The sequence below is a fragment of the Pseudomonas saliphila genome (assembly GCF_008638345.1).
Lineage (GTDB): Bacteria > Pseudomonadota > Gammaproteobacteria > Pseudomonadales > Pseudomonadaceae > Halopseudomonas > Halopseudomonas saliphila.
The window spans coordinates 1-17,498 of the sequence record NZ_VTVA01000030.1 but is presented as its reverse complement, the minus strand read 5'-3'; the positions used below and the strand labels follow the sequence as shown (position 1 = coordinate 17,498).

Genomic DNA, 17,498 nt, shown 5'->3' with positions numbered 1-17,498 from the left:
ATTCGGGCTAGGGGGGATTCGGGCTTGGGCTTCAGCTACCCATCAATCCTCAGCCAGAAAACCACCCGACTGCCGAGCCCAGAGCTGGGCATACAGTCCGCCGCGGGCGAGCAGTTCGCTGTGAGTACCGTCTTCGATGATATGGCCCTCGTCCATCACGATCAGCCGGTCCATCTCGGCGATGGTGGAGAGCCGGTGGGCGATGGCGATCACGGTTTTGCCTTCCATCAATGTGTTCAGGCTCTGCTGGATCGCAGCCTCGACTTCCGAATCCAGCGCGGAGGTGGCTTCATCGAGAATGAGTATTGGCGCATCCTTGAGCATGACCCGGGCAATGGCGATGCGTTGGCGCTGGCCGCCGGACAGCTTCACACCTCGCTCGCCGACGTGTGCATCGTAGCCCTGACGATTCTTGGCATCGCGCAGATCCGGGATGAAGGCATCAGTTCTGGCGCGTCGAGCGGCCTGGAGCATCATCTCCTCATCCGCATCAGGTCTACCGTAGAGAATGTTGTCGCGCACAGAGCGGTGTAACAGCGACGTGTCCTGGGTAACCATGCCGATATGCTCGCGCAGGGAGTCCTGGGTGACGCCGGCGATATCCACGCCATCGATCAGAATGCGTCCGCCTTCCACGTCATAAAAACGCAGCAGCAGATTGACCAGAGTAGATTTGCCGGCGCCGGAGCGGCCGACCAGCCCGATTTTTTCGCCCGGTCGGATATGCAGATTGAGGTGCTCCATCACGCCGTGACCCTTGCCGTAATGGAAGCGCACGTCTTCGAACCTGATCTCACCGCGGGTGACTTTCAGCGGCACGGCCTCGGGAGCGTCTTCGACGACCTGCGGCCGTGAGATCGAATTGATGCCGTCCTGCACGGTACCTATATTCTCAAACAGTGCGGAGACTTCCCACAGAATCCATTGCGACATCCCCCACAGGCGCAACACCAAGCCGATGGCAACCGCCACGACACCCACGGTTACGGCTTCATTGACCCAGAGCCAGATAGCCAGCCCGGCGACGCTGAGCAATAGGATGCCGTTCAGCGCATAGAGCGAGACGTTGATCTGGGTGACCAGACGCATCTGTCGGTAAACGGTGGTCATGAACTCGTCCATGCCTTCGCGGGCGAAGCTTGATTCGCGGCCGGCATGGGAGAACAGCTTCACCGTCTGGATGTTGGTGTAGCTGTCGACAATACGGCCGGTCATCAGTGAGCGCGCGTCGGCCTGTTGTTCTGCGACCTTGCCCATCACCGGCACGAAAAGGCGCATCAGTAATAGGTAGCCGAGGAACCACAACAGCATCGGTACCGCGAGTCGCCAATCAGCGATTCCCACGACCAGCAAGGTGCCCAGGAAGTAAACGATCACGTAGTTGAGGACGTCGATCAGCTTGATCACGCATTCGCGTACGGCCAACGCGGTTTGCATCAGCTTGGTGGCGATCCTGCCGGCGAATTCATCCTGGTAAAAAGCCATGGATTGACGCAGCAGGTAACGGTGCACAAGCCAGCGTATGCGCATGGGGAAGTTGCCCATCAACGCCTGATAGGTCACCAGAGAGTTGGCGAGAACCAGTCCGGGTAGCAGCACCATGACCACCAGTGCCATTGCGGCCAGTTTCCAGCCCTCTGTCTGCAGGAATGTTTCGCGATTCTGCTCCGAAAGCCAGTCAACGATGTTGCCCAGGAAGCTGAACAGCCAGACCTCAGCGACGGCAATCCCTGCCATCAGCAAGCCAGCGATCAGCAGAAATGACCAGCTTCCGCGGGTGAAATGCAGACAAAAGGCGAGCAGGGTGTGGGGCGGCTCTGTCGGTTCCTCGGGAGGAAAGGGATCAATACGTCGTTCGAACCAGCGAAACATCGGGAAAGCCTGCGGGTAAAGCGGAAAGGGTGCGCATTATGGACCCAGGCAAACGGAGGGCTCAAGTGGAATGAGGCTGGAGGAAGAGGGTGGTACGGGCCCGTCAACCAGTGGGTCGGACGGGCCGCAGGTTAGATAGGATCAGTCAGTCAGCTTTTCGAGCAGCAGATCTGCCAATACACGTGAACCCTGAGCCGTGGGGTGGATTCCGTCATTGGCGATATAACGGTCTTCGTTGCCGTTGAAACGGTCGCGCACGTCGACAAAGGTGATGCCGAGGCCGGGATAGGTTCTGGCCTTGTAATCCATGCTGTATTCGTTGATTTCCCGCATTGCCGCAGCATCCCCTTTGGCATTGTAATAACCGAGGAAGATGATCTCTTCGATGCCGTCGGCCTGCATTTGCTGCGCCAGTGAAGCGATTTCGTCTTCCAGATCCTGCAGCAGTGGCATGCAGTCGCGAAGGGACGGGCTGCAGTCGTTGAGTTGAATGTCGTTTCCGCCGCCGTTCATGATGACTGTCTTGATACCGCTTTTTGACGCGTTGTCATATTGCTCGGGAATCGCGTAACGACGCGAGCAGATCAGGTTTCCGCCTAGCATCTGACAGCCGGAGCGGGCGTGACTGGTGATGGACTCACCCAGGTCATCTTCGAGAAAGTCGTGGATGTCACCGCTGAGGGCGAATACTGAATCACCGATAATCATGGTGTCAGCGGCAGTGCTTACCGGCGGGTTGATGGCGTTTGCGGTGCCGACGTTGAGTAGAGTCAGGGCCGCGGCCATGAAAGCACAGTGCTTGATCCTGATCAGTAAAGACATGGTATTTCCTCGGTCTATTATTGTTGGTATTACCCGGGTGAGGCCGAGAGGGGCGATCCGGGCGAGATAAGTTGCGTTATGGCTCGCAGATAATACGTTGAGGCATAAGGACTGAGATCTACCCAAACAGGTGGTTTTAAGCGACCCAGGTCGCGTTATTGGCGCGTCTTGTAAGCTCGGCGGGCGAGGGAGTCTCAATCAACGCAACACGGGTTGAGCGGGAGTGGTCGTGTCAATGCATGAGCGCAGTGGTACCCTCAGCCATGCCTGAAAGACACCCCCTATCTTTTCCCAAGCGACTCTTTCGCTGTTTGAGGCGCCTGTTGATGAATGACGACGAAGTAGTGCTCGAAAAACTGAGAGACGATTACGGGCAGCTGCGAATTACAGAGGCGGCGGGATATCGTTTCCTGTATTTCGGCGAGCAGACCGAACAGAGCTGCAGTTATGTATCCGAGCCGGCCTGGCTGGAGTACGACTACACCCGCGCCATGCTGCTGGGCTGCTTCTGGCGATCGACGCCCCGTGACACCCTGATACTGGGGCTCGGCGGCGGAACGCTGGCAAACTGCCTGTTGCAGAACTTTCAATTGGAAAAGCTGACTGCTATCGAGCTTCGGCCGGCAGTGGTGGAGCTGGCCAGTCGATGGCTGGGCCTGAGTCGAGATGAGCGGCTTCATGTGGGTATTGGTTGCGCCGATTCCTATATCAAGTCGGCACCGTCCAGTTGCGATCTGCTGTTCATGGATCTCTACATGGAGGGAGGGATTTCCCGCCTGCAAATGCAAAAGGAGTTCTTCCAGGCGTGTCACCGCGCGCTGCGGCCCGGTGGGGTGATGGTCATCAATCAGTGGCAGATGGGTGAAAGCGGGCAACCCTATGCTTCGCAGATGCTGGAAGATCTGTTCGGAGACCAGTATTTGCAGGTCGCGGTAGAGGAGGGCAACATTCTGTTGTTTGTGCCCGCAAGCGGAGCCTTGGAGCTTGACCGGGTGGCGATGCTGAAGTGGGCCGACCAGCTGGAATTACAGCTGGGCTATTCGCTGCGCCCCTATATACAGTTGCTGCGCCGGGCTAATGAGGCGCCGCCGCTGTAGGCGTTTGGTGTTAGCCAGCCTCAAGCAAACTGCAATTTCCCGGTAAACTTCAACAGATCGCCACAGCGCCGGCACTGATAGCGTCTACCGCGGCCTGCCCAGGCGTGGCGTTGGGGTGTGAAGGATATCGGAGCGGGGCAGCCACATTGATAGTAATAATGAGTGCGGCGGCGCTCAGGGACCGCATAGTCGTGGCAGCGCCTGGGTTCCAGGCCGAAGACCTCGACCATCAGCTTCTGCCACTGATAACCATGGGGTCGGATATTGCCGCCATACAACGCGTGAGCAACCAGATGGGCGACTTCGTGGGGGACAGTCTGGCGCAGGAAGTCTTCCCGGTTGTCCTGCAGCATGCGTTCATTGAAGCGCAACAGATTACGTCCCAGATAGGCCACTCCCGCACGTTGACCGCGCAAATCCAGCCTCACATGGGGGCGCACGAACACGCGGCCCAGATGGTGCTCGGCGCGCAGATAGGCCTGTTCGACTGCTTCGGTAAGTTCGTTCATGAGCTAGGGTCTGGTGTCTCAGTCGCGGCCGCGACGAAATGGCAACAGACCCTAGTATAAAACCGAAGCGGTGGAGGCAGTACACACAATGGGGTGATCACTAGAAAATCCCGCTATCCAGGCCGGCGGCCATGTACAGACCGAGCTCTTCTGCATCGGTTACAAACTCGTTGCGCCATTCACCTTTGAACGTGATTGGGTCACGCGCCCAGTTCCAGCGCAACCCGGTAACGATGCTTTCCACCGCACGACGGGTGCCGGTGCCGTCCAGCCCGGCCCGAATGTACAGTGCGCAGGGCAATCCCTGTTTTTCCTCGAGTACCGGGTAATAGCACCGGTCGAAAAAATCTTTCAGGGCGCCGCTCATGTAGCCCAGATTCTCAGTGGTGCCGAGAATGATCCCATCAGCAGAAAGAACGTCTTCAGGGGTAGTTTCCAGAGGGGGGATCCAGCGGGCTTTAACGTTTTCGATATCAGGATGCTGCGCACCGCGCAACACCGCCTCAGCCAGTTGACGGGTGTTCGCTGAAGGCGCGTGGGCCACTATCAGTAACTGTTTGTGGGGCATCAGAATCCTCTTGAGTGGTGTTCATCCAGGGGCGTAAGGGGGGCAGACCCTAACCCAAACCCTGGCATCCCACCACCGTTCGATATGTTCTGCCATGGGTCGAGTATAGACGGCAGCAGCATGTCTGATCCGAAATGGGCTGCCCAGATATCGAAGCTTACCTGGATGTTCCGGGTGGCTAAACCTGGACAGTCTGTGATGCTAGACTGCCGCCATGACCGATTTTGCTCCGCAAGACCTGCTGCCCGCCGGGTTCGATCAGCATCTGCTGGCCGTTCTGGAATCCCTTCCGGAAGGCATTGATGAGTTCGCGTTAATCAAACGTCTGGCTGTGGATTATCCGCAATCGCTTTTCGCCGTCCCCGGCGCGCTAAGCGATCCGTTGCAGCTGTTTCGCATTCATTTTTTACTGTTTCACATGCTGTACGGGCTATCCGATTCGCTTAATTGTTCGGGGAGGCGATTGCAGATCAGCGCACTGCGCATTGTTGTTCTTCCTGTTCCGCCAAGCGGCGCGGGCCTACAACTGGCAGATCCGCTGCGCACTTATTATCTGGACTGGGAACAGTGGGCTGCGACCAATGCCGCAGATGTGCAGAACCTTCTCGATGCATTCTGGAGGCAAACGCCTGTTGCCTCGCCTGAAGGCGTCGAAGGCGCATTAGAGCTCTTGGATCTAAAGGCCTCTGCCGACTTCGCGCAGATCAAGCAGCGTTATCGCGCGCTGATGAGCGCGCATCATCCGGACCGGGGAGGCGACACCGCACTGGTGCAGCGCATCAATGAAGCGTTTTTAATTCTAAAACGCTATTACCTGGCGAGTTGAAGTCGCGAATCTCTCTAACGTACCTACTTATTTCCATCCCCGTTTTGACTATAGTCAAGGTATGGGCTGCGACATACGGTCACAGCCCAGCACCTGCCGCCGGCCAAGCCGAAGACGACAGGAATGAATAATAAATTGAGGAGCTGCCAGATGATCCAACACGTCATGGGATTGTTCACCCACCCTGATAAAGAATGGAGAGTAATCAAGGGCGAGGAACGCACCATCGGCCCGACGTATCTTGTCCACGTACTTGTTCTGGCAGCGATCCCAGCGGTCTCCGCTTATATCGGTACTACGCAGGTAGGCTGGTCGATTGGCACGATCGATCCAGTGAAGTTGACCCAGGCAAGTGCGCTATACATGACTGTTTTGTCTTACATCGCGCTGCTGGCGGGGGTGGTGGTGATGGGTGCCTTCATCCACTGGATGGCACGCACTTACGATTCCAATCCGAGCTTCAGTGATTGTCTGGTGTTCGCCGCTTATACCGCGACGCCGCTGTTTCTGGCAGGCCTGTGCGCTTTATATCCAAACCTGTGGCTGATTATGACTGTCGGCACGGCGGCCGTCGCTTACACCACCTATCTGCTCTATCAGGGCATTCCAATCTTTATGGATATTCCGTCCGAAGAAGGTTTCCTTTTCTCCAGCTCTATCCTGGCCGTAGGTCTGGTGGTGCTGGTGGCAATGATGGCAACAGCCGTGATTTTCTGGGGCTTTGGCATCGGTCCGGTTTACCTGCGCTAAATACTCGTAGGTAGAAAACGCCCCCTGACGGTCGTCCGGTCGTCAGGGGGCGTTGTTTTTATGGGACGGTATTTGTGGGTAAAATACCCGGCTTTACCTCCTTCCGGATCCTTCTGTCATGTCCACTTTGAGCGTCAATCAGAACAAATTGCAGAAACGTCTGCGCCGCCTCGCTGCTGAAGCTGTTACTGACTATGGCATGATCGAGGAGGGCGATAAGATCATGGTCTGCCTGTCCGGCGGCAAGGACAGCTACACCATGCTGGAGGTGCTACTGCATCTGCAGAAGGTGGCACCGATCCGCTTTGAACTGGTGGCAGTCAATCTGGATCAGAAGCAGCCCGGCTTCCCGGAACACGTACTCCCTGCGTACCTCGAGCAGGTCGGCGTGCCGTATCACATCCTCGAGCGCGACACCTATTCGATCGTCAAGGAGAAGGTCCCGGAGGGCAAGACCACCTGCTCGCTGTGTTCGCGGCTGCGGCGGGGCAATCTCTATACCTTTGCCGATGAGATTGGTGCAACCCGCATAGCCCTCGGACATCACCGCGACGATATTGTTGAAACCTTCTTCCTGAACATGTTCTACGGAGGCACGCTCAAGGCGATGCCGCCCAAGCTGCTATCCGATGACGGCCGCAATGTGGTGATTCGCCCGCTCGCGTACTGCAGCGAGAAGGATATCGAGGCCTACTCGCGTCTACGTGAGTTTCCGATCATTCCGTGCAACCTCTGTGGTTCGCAGGAAAATCTTCAGCGCAAGGTGGTCAAGGAGATGCTGCAGAGCTGGGAACGGGAAACCCCCGGCCGAGTTGAAAGCATCTTCCGTTCACTTCGGCATGTGCATCCCTCCCAGTTAGCGGACGCCAAGCTGTTTGATTTCGCCGGCCTGAAGATCGACGATCAGGCAACCCCACGCTTTCTTAACGTAATGAACGTCTGATGCCTTCACTGCGCAGTTACCTCTGGTTGGAAGAATACTGTCTGAACCGTTTTGGCTCGCGCGCCGCCATGGAGGCGCGCTTGCCGGTGCCGGCCAGGGACGAGCAACTGCGTCAATTGAGCAACGATCGTTACCTCTCGACCCTGGCGCTGCGGGTATTTCGCGCCGGGTTGAAGCACAGTCTGGTCGATGCTAAATGGCCGGCCTTCGAGCAGGCGTTTTTTGGTTTTGATCCGGAGAAGGTCGTACTGATGGGCGCGGAACATATTGAGCGGATGATGCAGGATGCCCGGCTTATCCGGCATCTGGGCAAGCTCCGCAGCGTGCCGCGCAACGCCCAGATGATCCTCGATATTAGCCAGGAGCACGGCTCCATGGGGAGCTTCATCGCCGATTGGCCTGTCACCGATATCACCGGCCTGTGGCGGCTAATTGCCCGGCGCGGCAATCAGATGGGCGGGCTGTCGGCACCGCGTTATCTGCGGATGCTGGGTAAGGACACCTTCGTACCCAGCGACGACGTGGTGGCGGCGCTCAAGGCGCAGGGCGTGGTCGATAAGGTGCCTAGTAGTCAGCGTGATCTGGCAGCCACGCAGGCGGCGTTCAATCAGTGGCATGCTGAAAGCGGCAGGCCTCTTTGCCAGTTATCTGTGATGCTGGGCCACACCGTGAACCACTGATTCTTGACCGCTCGGTGATGGCAAGGCAGTGTTACGCCTATGATCGGCTACCGGGACTGCTCCATGCGCTTAATGGGTGTGATGATGATTGCTGCGACGCTGTTCCTCGCTGGTTGTTCCAGCGCGCCGAACACCCATGCGCCCTATGTGAGCTCAGAGCCGCCTGCGGCTTCAGGCCAACCCCATGACGATGTGATTTTTCACGCCTTCAGTCTGCTTGGCACCCCCTATCGCTACGGCGGTATGTCGCCCGATACCGGGTTTGATTGCAGCGGGTTGATCAATTACGTGTTTCGCGAGTCGGCCGGGGTCAGCCTGCCGCGTACCACCTCCGGTCTGAGTGCATTGCCGACGCAGCGCGCCGACCCGCTACAGCCGGGCGATCTGGTGTTGTTTTCCATGGCCGGTCGCAAGGTCAATCACGCCGGAATCTATGTCGGGGATGGGCGTTTCCTGCACGCTCCCAGTTCCGGTGGTCATGTGCGGGTCGACAGTCTGCAAGCCAGTCATTGGCAGCGCTGGTACGCCGGCTCACGGCGCGTGCTGGACTGACTGACGGCAATACAGGCTTTATCTCGCCTGATGCTTGCGCAGCAAGATGACATCCGCGCCGACAATCTGCAGCTCTGCCGTCCATCGCTCAGCCAGCCATTTGAACGTGTCATCACTGAAGAAGCTGATATGCGTCAGGTCATTCTTGTAATGCCAGGTCTGGAACGCCTGCTGGTCGCGCACGCGTTTGGTCATGATGGCCAGCCATCCTCCCGGTTTCAGGCAACTCCATAACCGCTCCAGCTCGCACGCCGGTTGTGCCAGGTGCTCGACCACCTCGGTGGCGGTAATGAAGTCCCATTGGCGTTCAAGCAGATCAGGCGCGGGGTGATAGTAGAGATCGTGCAGGGCAACGCGATGTCCCTGATCTCTCAACATGGAGGCAAGTGCCGGGGCAGGGCCACAGCCAAAATCCAGGCCTTCGCTGGCTGGTGCCAGTCGCGCGAGCAGTGGTTCGGCGAGCCGGGACAGAAAGCGGCGGTAACCGGGCTCATCGGTATCATTTTCATGCAGATCGTAGATCGCACGTTCGGCTTGCGAATCGAGATGCCACTCGCGGGGAACATGCACCAGAGCGCAGACGGGACAGTGATAGTAGACCCGCCGGCGATCGGTGCAATAAAGCGAAGTCGCCGCAGCGCATAGCGGGCAAGATAAGTCGGATGCGGTCATTGGATGGATACCATGATCAGCGTCAAACCGTTGTACACCGCATGTGCCAGCACACATAGCCATAGCTGGTCGTAACGGCAGCGCAGCCAGCCGAGGAATGCGCCCAGCACGCCGATCACCAGGACCCCGCCCGGACTGTAGAAGCCGTGCAATAGCGCGAAGATCAGCGTCGAAGCCGGCAATGCGATCAGCATGCCAGGACGGGTCCGTGCCAAGGCCTTGAACAGCCATCCGCGGAAGATGAACTCTTCAGCCGCCGGCACCCAAAGCACCGCGATCACCAGCGCCATCAACAACCGGCCACCGGTCAGCTCGAGCAGCGGGGTTACCGCCTGCGGTCTGGTTTCGCCCTCCGGGAGCAGCACGCTATCGGGTAAGCGCAGGTCAAACCAGCCAGCAAGCGGGTCGGCGGCATAGACCATGACCACCGCACCCAGTATCGCCAGCAGCACGCCGCGCACGCTCAGACGCGAGCCGAACAACCAGCGCAGCGGCGAGTCGGGTTGCAACAGCCAGGCGATAAGCAGGCTGCCGAGCATGACCGATGCGGCGAACAGCGCATCCAGCATCAGAAATTGGGTATCGATATGAAACTGGCTGCCGACGAAACGCATGATCCATGCCGCGACGTAATGGCTCAGCACACCAAGGCCACCGTAGAGCACCGCCAGACGCAGCAGAATGAGGCTGTCGTCGAGCGCGGAGCGGCTGGGCCTGGGTAACCTGATGAAGTGCAGCATCTACAGCGGCTGGATGCGATCGATCAGCCGACCGCTATCAACGAGTTCGAGAAACTCATCGCCCAGGCGCGCGCTTTCTGCCATGGCCGTGCGCCAATATTTTTCCCGGGTCGCGTCATCATCAAGAAACCGGGTGAAGTCTTTACGGTCCGGCAACTTGCCGTAGGGCAGGGAAGCGAGATATTCACGTGACGGCGCCATCAGCAGCACATCCTTCAACTGCTGGAGGTTGCCGCGCCGCCACGGCAGCGTCTTGTCAAACCAGCCGGGCACGATCCGGTCGATAAAGTGCGGATACAGCACCACTCCCGGCGCCTGGTAGGGTAGATCCAGATGATAGTCCAACAGTCCGCCGTCACGGTATGAGCCGGCCGCCATGCCGGGAATGTCGCGCACGGCCTCCATCACCATCGGAATCGAGCCCGATGCCAGCAAGGCTTGGCGCATGTTGGCAGCACTCAGGTGGACGTGACTGCTGGTGAAATCGAGCAGCTCAGCGAGCGGTGGCTGCAAGCGCGGATCATGCAGAATGACTCTCTCAAAGTAATGTTTGAGGAAGCGGCGACCCAACAGGTTGGCGCCCATCACGCCGCTCAAACCAAGCCCGAGACGGGAGCGGGTGTCGTGTTGCATCAGCCCCAGGCTTCTGACCACCACTACGTTCAGATAGTAGAGCGGGTTGCGCAGCATCTGCTCGAATTGATCGCCGAGCAGGTCATCGAGCATCACACCACAGCGCAGGCTGATGTCAGCGACGCTGATGCCACGTGGAAACCGCTGTGTGGTATAGAGCTCGCCGAGGCGTTTGAGCCCGGCAACCGGATCTGGCAAACAGGCCGCAGCGAAGCGCCAACTGCCGATAGAGGCGCCGATCAGGCTACGAGGCTGGCTGGAGCGCGGAAGCCAGTCACCAAACAAGGCCAGATCCAGTCCCTGAATACCCAGCGCCTTGGGTCCCCCGGCTGCGCCCGGAATCATATGTACGTCAGCAGGCTGTAACCCATGCTGGCGAATATGCCCAATGGCGCTGTGGCCGGCACGGAGTGTCAGGACAGAGGAGGGGATGTGAATGGCGACCATGAATGCGTGGGGTCTCTATGCATGCCAGTAACAGTGATTGGATTGCAATATTACACGTCGAGGAGCTGCAGGCGCAGTTTTAAGGCCTTGAGCCGATTAGTTGGGTGCGGTAGCCNCAGGCGCAGTTTTAAGGCCTTGAGCCGATTAGTTGGGTGCGGTAGCCAGACCTGGCGTAGCGCAGGCGCACTACACCCCCAGGCCGCGCCGCGGCTGTGAGCGGTTCTCCTGGGGTTGGCGTGCGCCTGCGCGCCGACGGGGTTGGACGGTATCCAGCCAGGCGTAGCGCAGGCGCGCTACGCCCTTAGTACCGGCTTACTTCAACGCTATGGTGTAATTGAGGATCAGGCGGTTCTCGTCCACCGCACCGAGTACATCGGAGCGCACCATCGCGTTACGCCACTGGACTGAAACGTTCTTCAGAGGACCGTTCTGGACGGTGTAGGTGAAGTCGATATCGCGTTCCCATTCCTTGTCGGCGTCGGAACCCGCGATGTTGATATTATCACCGCTCACGTAGCGCACCAGACCTTTCAGGCCAGGCAGCCCAAGGCTGGCGAAATCCAGATCATAACGGGCCTGCCAGGATTTTTCGTCGGGCCGTCCGAAATCGAGGATCTGGATGTAGTTGGCAATATAGGGGTTGCTCAGCGCGATGTACGGAAATGCCGACTCGCCGTCACTGTGCTGATAGCCGAGCCGGAAGGTATGGGGACCCGTACCGGCCGAGAGCATCACGGACTTCATCTTGTTGTCGGTGTTGCCGGCTTCGATGTCGCTGTCGAAGTAGGCCAGATTGGCGCCCAGCTTCCAGTCGCCCAGTGACATGTTGTGCAGCAGATTGATCATGTTCTGGTCGTAGACACCATCTAGATCACCCCGCCACAACCCCAGCGTAGTGGACTCGGGGGACTGGGTGGGGAAGGTGTAGGCCCCGCCATAGTAGTTGAAACGATCGGATGTGCCGCCAATGTTGGCGATCATGTCTTCGCGATTGGTGCTGTTCAACTGATTGAATTCGCGCAGCTGCGCCGCTTGTAAGGCCAGGCCGCTGACCTCGTTCATCGTCAGCGCCGCGCCAGTGTAAGTCTGGGGCAGCAGGCGTATGTCGCTGGCCTGCAGTACCGGGACGGCGGGCGTCAGGCCACCGACTTTGAGTTCGGTCTCGGAGATCTTGGCTTTGGCAGTGAAGGTGATATGGCTGTAACTGTTCGGACCCTCGTCCCCTAGCGCGTTGGGCAGCAAGGCGGTACCGGCGTGGTCGTCGTCGGACGCCAGCTTCAGGCCGAGCGCCGCATGAACGTCCAGGCCCAACCCCTGATCGCCATGGCTATAGCCCGATTTGCCGCGGAAGATAAAGCCTTGGGCCCATTCTTCGGCCTGCGGACGTGCACCCGTATCGCGAAAATCCCGGTTGAAATAGAAGTTGCGCAGTTGCAGTGAACCACTGGCGTCATCAACGAAGGAGGAGGCATGCGCTCCCGGCGAGGTAGGCAGTGTGAGCGAAAGTGCGACGGCAGCGGCCAAAGCGCTGGGTTTACCAAGCTTTCTCATTATTATTCTCCTGATGGATGATAGCGAACCGGTATCAACCGGAAGCGCAGTCCAATAAAGCACGCGTTTGGCTTGTCAGCCGTAAGACCTTGGTCGAATCTCCAGGACGCTGTTGCTTTGTGAACACTCAGGTGATACGCCCGCTATCGTCCGCAAGCCCTGTTCTTGAGGGGTCGTTAGCGGAGCAGGAGTTTTTCAGTCTATTGGTGACGAGAATTAGACATTGGTAGGGGGTGGCGCGAATATCGCTCCGACGGTCATTTTTTGACAGCATTCCGGTGATACGGCAGAGTACGCGCCCTCAGCCAGGACGGTTCTGGCAGTCTGCAATCAAATACAGGAACTCCAACGATGAATGCGGTAGTCGTAGCTGTTGCAGTGATGCTGGTGCTGAGCTTGTGCCGGGTACACGTGGTGGTTGCATTGATTCTCGGAGCGGTGACCGGTGGCCTGGTCGGCGGGCTCGGACTTGAAGCAACGCTCGCCGCTTTCCAGAGTGGGTTGGGCAAGGGTGCCAATGTGGCCCTGAGTTACGCGTTGCTGGGCGCCTTTGCTGTGGCAATCGCCAAATCCGGCCTGGCCCACGCGCTGGCAGACCGCGCGTTGGGCATGATCAATCAGCGAAACGAAGCCGGCCACGGTCTGCTCAAGATCATGCTGTTGGGCGTCATTCTCGCGGTGGCGTTATCCTCACAGAATATTCTGCCCATCCATATCGCCTTCATCCCGCTGCTGATACCGCCATTACTGATGGTCATGGCCAGGCTTAACCTGGACCGACGCCTGGTGGCCTGCGTGCTGACCTTTGGTCTGATCACACCTTATATGTTTCTACCCGTAGGTTTCGGCGGGATTTTTCTGAATGACATCCTGCTGGCCAACCTCACCGAAAGCGGCGCGGATGTCAGCAGCGTCAACGTCATGCAGGCGATGGCATTGCCCGCGCTGGGCATGCTCTGTGGCTTGCTGGTAGCAATCTTCATCAGCTACCGACGTCCGCGCCATTACGACGTCTCGCGTATTGAGCAAACGGGCGGTGAGAGTGTCAGTTATAACCCGCTGTCGCTGGCTGTTGCGCTGTTTGCCGTGGCGGCCGCCTTCGTCGTCCAGCTGCTGCTCGACTCCATGATCATTGGAGCGCTCACCGGCTTTGTGATCTTTTCCGTATCCGGCGTGGTTCGCTGGAGCGAGGCGGATGATGTCTTCACTGAGGGCATGAAGATGATGGCCATGATTGGCTTCATCATGATTGCAGCTGCCGGCTTTGCCGAAGTCATGCGTGCCACCGGTTCGATCGAGACCCTCGTCATCAGCTCTGCTGACATGATCGGCGAGAGTAAAGGGTTGGCGACGCTGCTGATGTTGCTGGTTGGTCTGCTGATCACACTGGGCATCGGCTCCTCGTTCTCGACCATTCCGATCATTGCAGCCATCTACGTGCCGCTGGCCATGCAGTTGGGCTTCAGCCCACTGGCGATTGTGGCGCTGGTGGGCACCGCGGCGGCTCTGGGCGATGCGGGATCGCCGGCGTCGGATTCGACACTGGGGCCGACCGCCGGTCTTAATGTCGACGGCCAGCACAATCATATCTGGGATACGGTCGTGCCTACCTTTCTGCATTACAACCTGCCGCTGATTGCCTTCGGCTGGCTCGCGGTCATGGTGCTCTGAGCGCATGGCGTGGGCTTGGTGGTATCGCCATGGCCGGGTGCGCTGACTCCGGCAAACGCATCCGCTCTGTGATTCCTTGTTGTCGGGCGCTAGAATAGCGCCTTTGACCGGCGCTCTCCGCGGCGACGGAAATGAACCTTCAAGGGAGCACGTAATGACTGATGTGAAAAAAGTCGTCCTGGCCTATTCGGGCGGACTGGATACGTCGGTAATTCTCAAGTGGTTGCAGGATACTCACGATTGCGAAGTAGTGACCTTTACCGCCGACCTCGGTCAGGGCGAAGAGGTCGAGCCGGCCCGCGCCAAGGCAGAGGCAATGGGCGTCAAGGAAATCTACATTGACGACCTGCGTGAAGAGTTCGTGCGCGATTTTGTGTTCCCCATGTTCCGCGCCAATACCGTCTACGAAGGTGAATACCTGCTGGGCACCTCCATTGCCCGGCCGCTGATCGCCAAGCGGCTGATCGAGATCGCCAACGAAACCGGCGCAGACGCCATTTCCCATGGCGCGACAGGCAAGGGCAACGATCAGGTGCGTTTCGAGCTGGGCGCCTATGCCCTCAAGCCTGGCGTTAAAGTGATCGCACCCTGGCGCGAATGGGATCTGCTGTCGCGCGAGAAGCTGATGGATTATGCAGCCAAGCACGACATTCCGATCGAACGCCACGGCAAGAAAAAGTCGCCGTACTCGATGGATGCCAACCTGCTGCACATTTCCTATGAAGGCGGCGTGCTGGAAGATACCTGGGCCGAGCACGAAGAAGACATGTGGCGCTGGACCAAGTCGCCCGAGAACGCTCCTGACACCCCGACCATCATGGAACTGACGTACAGCAAGGGTGACATCGTTGCCATTGATGGCAAACAGATGAGCCCTGCCGAGGTACTGGCGTATCTGAACAAGGTGGGTGGCGAAAACGGCATCGGCCGTCTGGATATCGTCGAAAACCGTTTCGTCGGCATGAAGTCGCGCGGCTGCTACGAAACCCCCGGCGGCACCATCATGCTCAAGGGTCACCGTGCGATCGAGTCGATTACCCTGGACCGTGAAGTGGCTCACCTGAAAGACAGCCTCATGCCCAAGTATGCCGAGCTGATCTACAACGGTTTCTGGTGGAGTCCTGAGCGCGTCATGATGCAACAGATGATCGATGCATCGCAGCTCCATGTAAACGGCGTCGTGCGCCTGAAACTCTACAAGGGCAATGTCATTGTCACCGGCCGCAAGTCTGACGACTCGCTGTTCGATGCCGCCATCGCCACCTTTGAAGACGATGCTGGTGCCTACGATCAGGCCGACGCGGCGGGCTTCATCAAGCTCAATGCGCTGCGCATGCGTATTGCTGCAAGCAAAGGGCGTAAGCTGCTCTGACATCATCGGTATGCTGAAACCGGGGCCGGACAATGATCCGGCCTCGCCTTGGCTTTCGAGCCTGCGAATCCAATCTCGACCAACGAGGAAAGACACGCGTGAGACTCCTACACACCATGCTTCGCGTCGGTAATCTGGACAAGTCCATCGCCTTCTACACCGAGGTGCTGGGTATGACGTTGCTGCGTCGCAAGGATGTTCCCGAAGGCCGCTTCACTCTGGCCTTTGTCGGATATGGCAATGAATCAGACAATGCAGTACTCGAACTGACCCACAACTGGGATACCGATCATTACGTGCTGGGTACCGGTTACGGTCATATCGCCATTGAAGTCCACGATGTCTACAAGGCTTGCGAGCAGATCCGCGATGCCGGTGGCAAGATTGTGCGCGAACCCGGCCCGATGAAGCACGGCACCAGCGTATTGGCTTTTGTCGAGGACCCGGATGGCTATCGCATCGAGTTGCTCGAAGAACGTTCGGATACCCTGAACGCGTCCTGATTCCTCCCTCTGGAGCGCCAACATGTACCTAGGCACTGTGGCGCTCTTTCTTCTGATTCTGATTGCAGTCTCGCTCTGGTTCGCGCAGATGCGCCGCAAACGCTTGCACGCACGCTGTGAAGCCTGCGTACAGGAGCTCGAACGCATTACCTGTCTGCGACATCTGTTGGAGCTGGTACAGCAACACCGTGGGTTGAGCTTCGGTGAGATGGGCGGCGAGGGCAGTTTGCCGGCTCGGCGCTGGGCAGTACATCAGGAAATCCGTGCTCAGCTTGCGCGTTGTCGGGTACATGAGAGCAGTTTGCAGTGGTATCCGGGTTGGCATCAGGCACTGGCTCAGTGGGCACAGATCGACAGCGAGCAGGATGATGTCAACGCTGAATCGGTGCTGCGTTCGCATAACCGCATGTTGGCGTTATTGCTCGAAACCATCCATAGCATCGCCGATCGACATGATCTTGAGTGTCTGGGCTCTCTGGCGACCCAACCTGTCGGCTGTTGGTTACAGCTGCTTGAGCATACCGAGCTGCTTGGGCAGGCGCGTGCTATTGGCACCGGCATACTGGTGCGTCCCGATCTGAGTGATGCGCTGCGCGCAGAGCTGGAAAGACTGCGCACGCGGATTGCTGCTCAGACCTATCTACCGCTCGCACAATTGCACGCCGATCCGCAGATGCGTCGAATAATGGCGGCCGAAGTGCAGGAAGCTGAAGACTGCCTCGATCGACTGCTTGAATTGATCGATCGGGTGCTGGCCGTTGAAGCACACCCAACGCTTCGCTCGTCAACCTACTTCCAGACCGCCACCCACGCCATCACCGCCCATCTGGTGCTGGTTGACCAGCTACTGGGACGGCTCAAGCAGGATAGCCGGTACGCCGAGCGCACACCGGGCAAACCCGAATCCCCCTAGCCCCCTTTGTCAAAGGGGGGACTGGTGCGTGCTGCTGTGGGTTCAGTTACCGCCAGCGCTCGGGTGTCGCTGCCGTATCTGCAGATCCGCCCAGCCGTTTTTTGTCGGGGTCACTTCATTATCAATGGCTAGTGTTCGTTACCGTAAACCACAGATCCGACCCGCAGACTTCTTGTTGGAATTGATCCGAGGAGAGAGCTGGCTATCGTTATAGCCTGTGTTCAGCCACCCCGATTGCCGCATCTACTAAGCCCTCCCGTTGGAAGCGGGGCTAGTCCAAGGGGCGACTGCTTCCACTGTCGCCTACCGCACAGAGCCCGCCTAGACAGATTTCTGCCCGACTTGCACGGCCAAGTTCCCCACTTTGAAAAAGGGGG

General features: G+C 58.3%; 18 protein-coding genes. 10 read left to right on the top strand and 8 right to left on the bottom strand.

Annotated features, from left to right (window positions below):
• Window positions 1-42 precede the first annotated feature (42 nt).
• Window positions 43-1,872 (bottom strand): ABC transporter ATP-binding protein, encoded by a 1,830-nt coding sequence (locus tag FHK95_RS19395; protein ID WP_150306286.1) that lies wholly within the window; start codon window positions 1,870-1,872, stop codon window positions 43-45.
• Window positions 1,873-2,013: 141 nt separating this feature from the next.
• Complete coding sequence (locus tag FHK95_RS19390; RefSeq protein ID WP_150306285.1) at window positions 2,014-2,694, bottom strand: SGNH/GDSL hydrolase family protein; 681 nt, start codon at window positions 2,692-2,694, stop codon at window positions 2,014-2,016.
• Window positions 2,695-3,020: 326 nt separating this feature from the next.
• On the opposite strand from FHK95_RS19390, the gene FHK95_RS19385 reads away from it, so the two are divergent.
• Window positions 3,021-3,791, top strand: a complete 771-nt coding sequence (locus FHK95_RS19385; RefSeq protein ID WP_178114861.1) for a spermine/spermidine synthase domain-containing protein — start codon at window positions 3,021-3,023, stop codon at window positions 3,789-3,791.
• A 20-nt stretch (window positions 3,792-3,811) separates the two neighbouring features.
• Here the strand turns inward: FHK95_RS19385 and FHK95_RS19380 are convergent, their stop codons facing one another.
• Together FHK95_RS19380 and FHK95_RS19375 are read right to left on the bottom strand one after the other, a co-directional pair.
• Window positions 3,812-4,300: a SprT-like domain-containing protein gene (locus FHK95_RS19380; RefSeq protein ID WP_150306283.1), complete on the bottom strand. Its 489-nt coding sequence runs from the start codon at window positions 4,298-4,300 to the stop codon at window positions 3,812-3,814.
• Window positions 4,301-4,400: 100 nt separating this feature from the next.
• Window positions 4,401-4,868, bottom strand: coding sequence for a flavodoxin family protein (locus tag FHK95_RS19375; protein WP_150306282.1), 468 nt, complete (start codon window positions 4,866-4,868; stop codon window positions 4,401-4,403).
• 214 nt (window positions 4,869-5,082) lie between these two features.
• Between FHK95_RS19375 and FHK95_RS19370 the strand changes: the two genes are divergently transcribed.
• The 5 genes from FHK95_RS19370 (at window position 5,083) to FHK95_RS19350 (ending at window position 8,619) form a co-directional block, all read left to right on the top strand.
• Entirely contained in the window at window positions 5,083-5,694 is a 612-nt protein-coding gene (locus FHK95_RS19370) for a DNA-J related domain-containing protein (protein ID WP_150306281.1), read from the top strand.
• Window positions 5,695-5,844: 150 nt separating this feature from the next.
• Complete coding sequence (locus FHK95_RS19365) at window positions 5,845-6,444, top strand: Yip1 family protein (RefSeq protein ID WP_150306280.1); 600 nt, start codon at window positions 5,845-5,847, stop codon at window positions 6,442-6,444.
• A 118-nt stretch (window positions 6,445-6,562) separates the two neighbouring features.
• A complete protein-coding gene (ttcA, locus tag FHK95_RS19360) occupies window positions 6,563-7,387 on the top strand; it encodes a tRNA 2-thiocytidine(32) synthetase TtcA (RefSeq protein ID WP_150306279.1) in 825 nt (274 codons plus the stop codon).
• Window positions 7,388-7,395: 8 nt separating this feature from the next.
• Window positions 7,396-8,067, top strand: a complete 672-nt coding sequence (locus tag FHK95_RS19355; protein ID WP_150306287.1) for a DNA-3-methyladenine glycosylase I — start codon at window positions 7,396-7,398, stop codon at window positions 8,065-8,067.
• A gap of 63 nt (window positions 8,068-8,130) precedes the next feature.
• Window positions 8,131-8,619: a C40 family peptidase gene (locus FHK95_RS19350; RefSeq protein ID WP_150306278.1), complete on the top strand. Its 489-nt coding sequence runs from the start codon at window positions 8,131-8,133 to the stop codon at window positions 8,617-8,619.
• 18 nt (window positions 8,620-8,637) lie between these two features.
• Here FHK95_RS19350 and FHK95_RS19345 read toward each other — a convergent pair whose 3' ends face one another.
• The 4 genes from FHK95_RS19345 to FHK95_RS19330 all read right to left on the bottom strand — a co-directional run bounded on the left by FHK95_RS19345 (window position 8,638) and on the right by FHK95_RS19330 (window position 12,662).
• Entirely contained in the window at window positions 8,638-9,291 is a 654-nt protein-coding gene (locus FHK95_RS19345; protein WP_150306277.1) for a class I SAM-dependent methyltransferase, read from the bottom strand.
• Window positions 9,288-10,031 carry a CPBP family intramembrane glutamic endopeptidase gene (locus FHK95_RS19340; RefSeq protein ID WP_150306276.1) on the bottom strand — a complete coding sequence of 248 codons (744 nt, stop codon included), beginning with the start codon at window positions 10,029-10,031 and terminating at the stop codon, window positions 9,288-9,290. The genes FHK95_RS19345 and FHK95_RS19340 overlap by 4 nt, the downstream gene beginning before the upstream one ends.
• Window positions 10,032-11,111, bottom strand: a complete 1,080-nt coding sequence (locus FHK95_RS19335; RefSeq protein ID WP_150306275.1) for a patatin-like phospholipase domain-containing protein — start codon at window positions 11,109-11,111, stop codon at window positions 10,032-10,034.
• Between the two features lie 312 nt (window positions 11,112-11,423).
• Window positions 11,424-12,662 carry an OprD family porin gene (locus FHK95_RS19330; RefSeq protein ID WP_150306274.1) on the bottom strand — a complete coding sequence of 413 codons (1,239 nt, stop codon included), beginning with the start codon at window positions 12,660-12,662 and terminating at the stop codon, window positions 11,424-11,426.
• Window positions 12,663-13,013: 351 nt separating this feature from the next.
• On the opposite strand from FHK95_RS19330, the gene FHK95_RS19325 reads away from it, so the two are divergent.
• From FHK95_RS19325 to FHK95_RS19310, 4 genes are all read left to right on the top strand, one after another.
• On the top strand, window positions 13,014-14,333 hold the full coding sequence (locus FHK95_RS19325) for a Na+/H+ antiporter family protein (RefSeq protein WP_150306273.1): 1,320 nt from the start codon (window positions 13,014-13,016) through the stop codon (window positions 14,331-14,333).
• Between the two features lie 154 nt (window positions 14,334-14,487).
• A complete protein-coding gene (locus tag FHK95_RS19320; protein ID WP_150306272.1) occupies window positions 14,488-15,705 on the top strand; it encodes an argininosuccinate synthase in 1,218 nt (405 codons plus the stop codon).
• Window positions 15,706-15,803: 98 nt separating this feature from the next.
• Window positions 15,804-16,208, top strand: coding sequence for a lactoylglutathione lyase (gloA, locus tag FHK95_RS19315; protein ID WP_235906845.1), 405 nt, complete (start codon window positions 15,804-15,806; stop codon window positions 16,206-16,208).
• A gap of 22 nt (window positions 16,209-16,230) precedes the next feature.
• Window positions 16,231-17,121, top strand: a complete 891-nt coding sequence (locus FHK95_RS19310; RefSeq protein ID WP_150306270.1) for a nitrate- and nitrite sensing domain-containing protein — start codon at window positions 16,231-16,233, stop codon at window positions 17,119-17,121.
• Window positions 17,122-17,498: the final 377 nt, after the last annotated feature.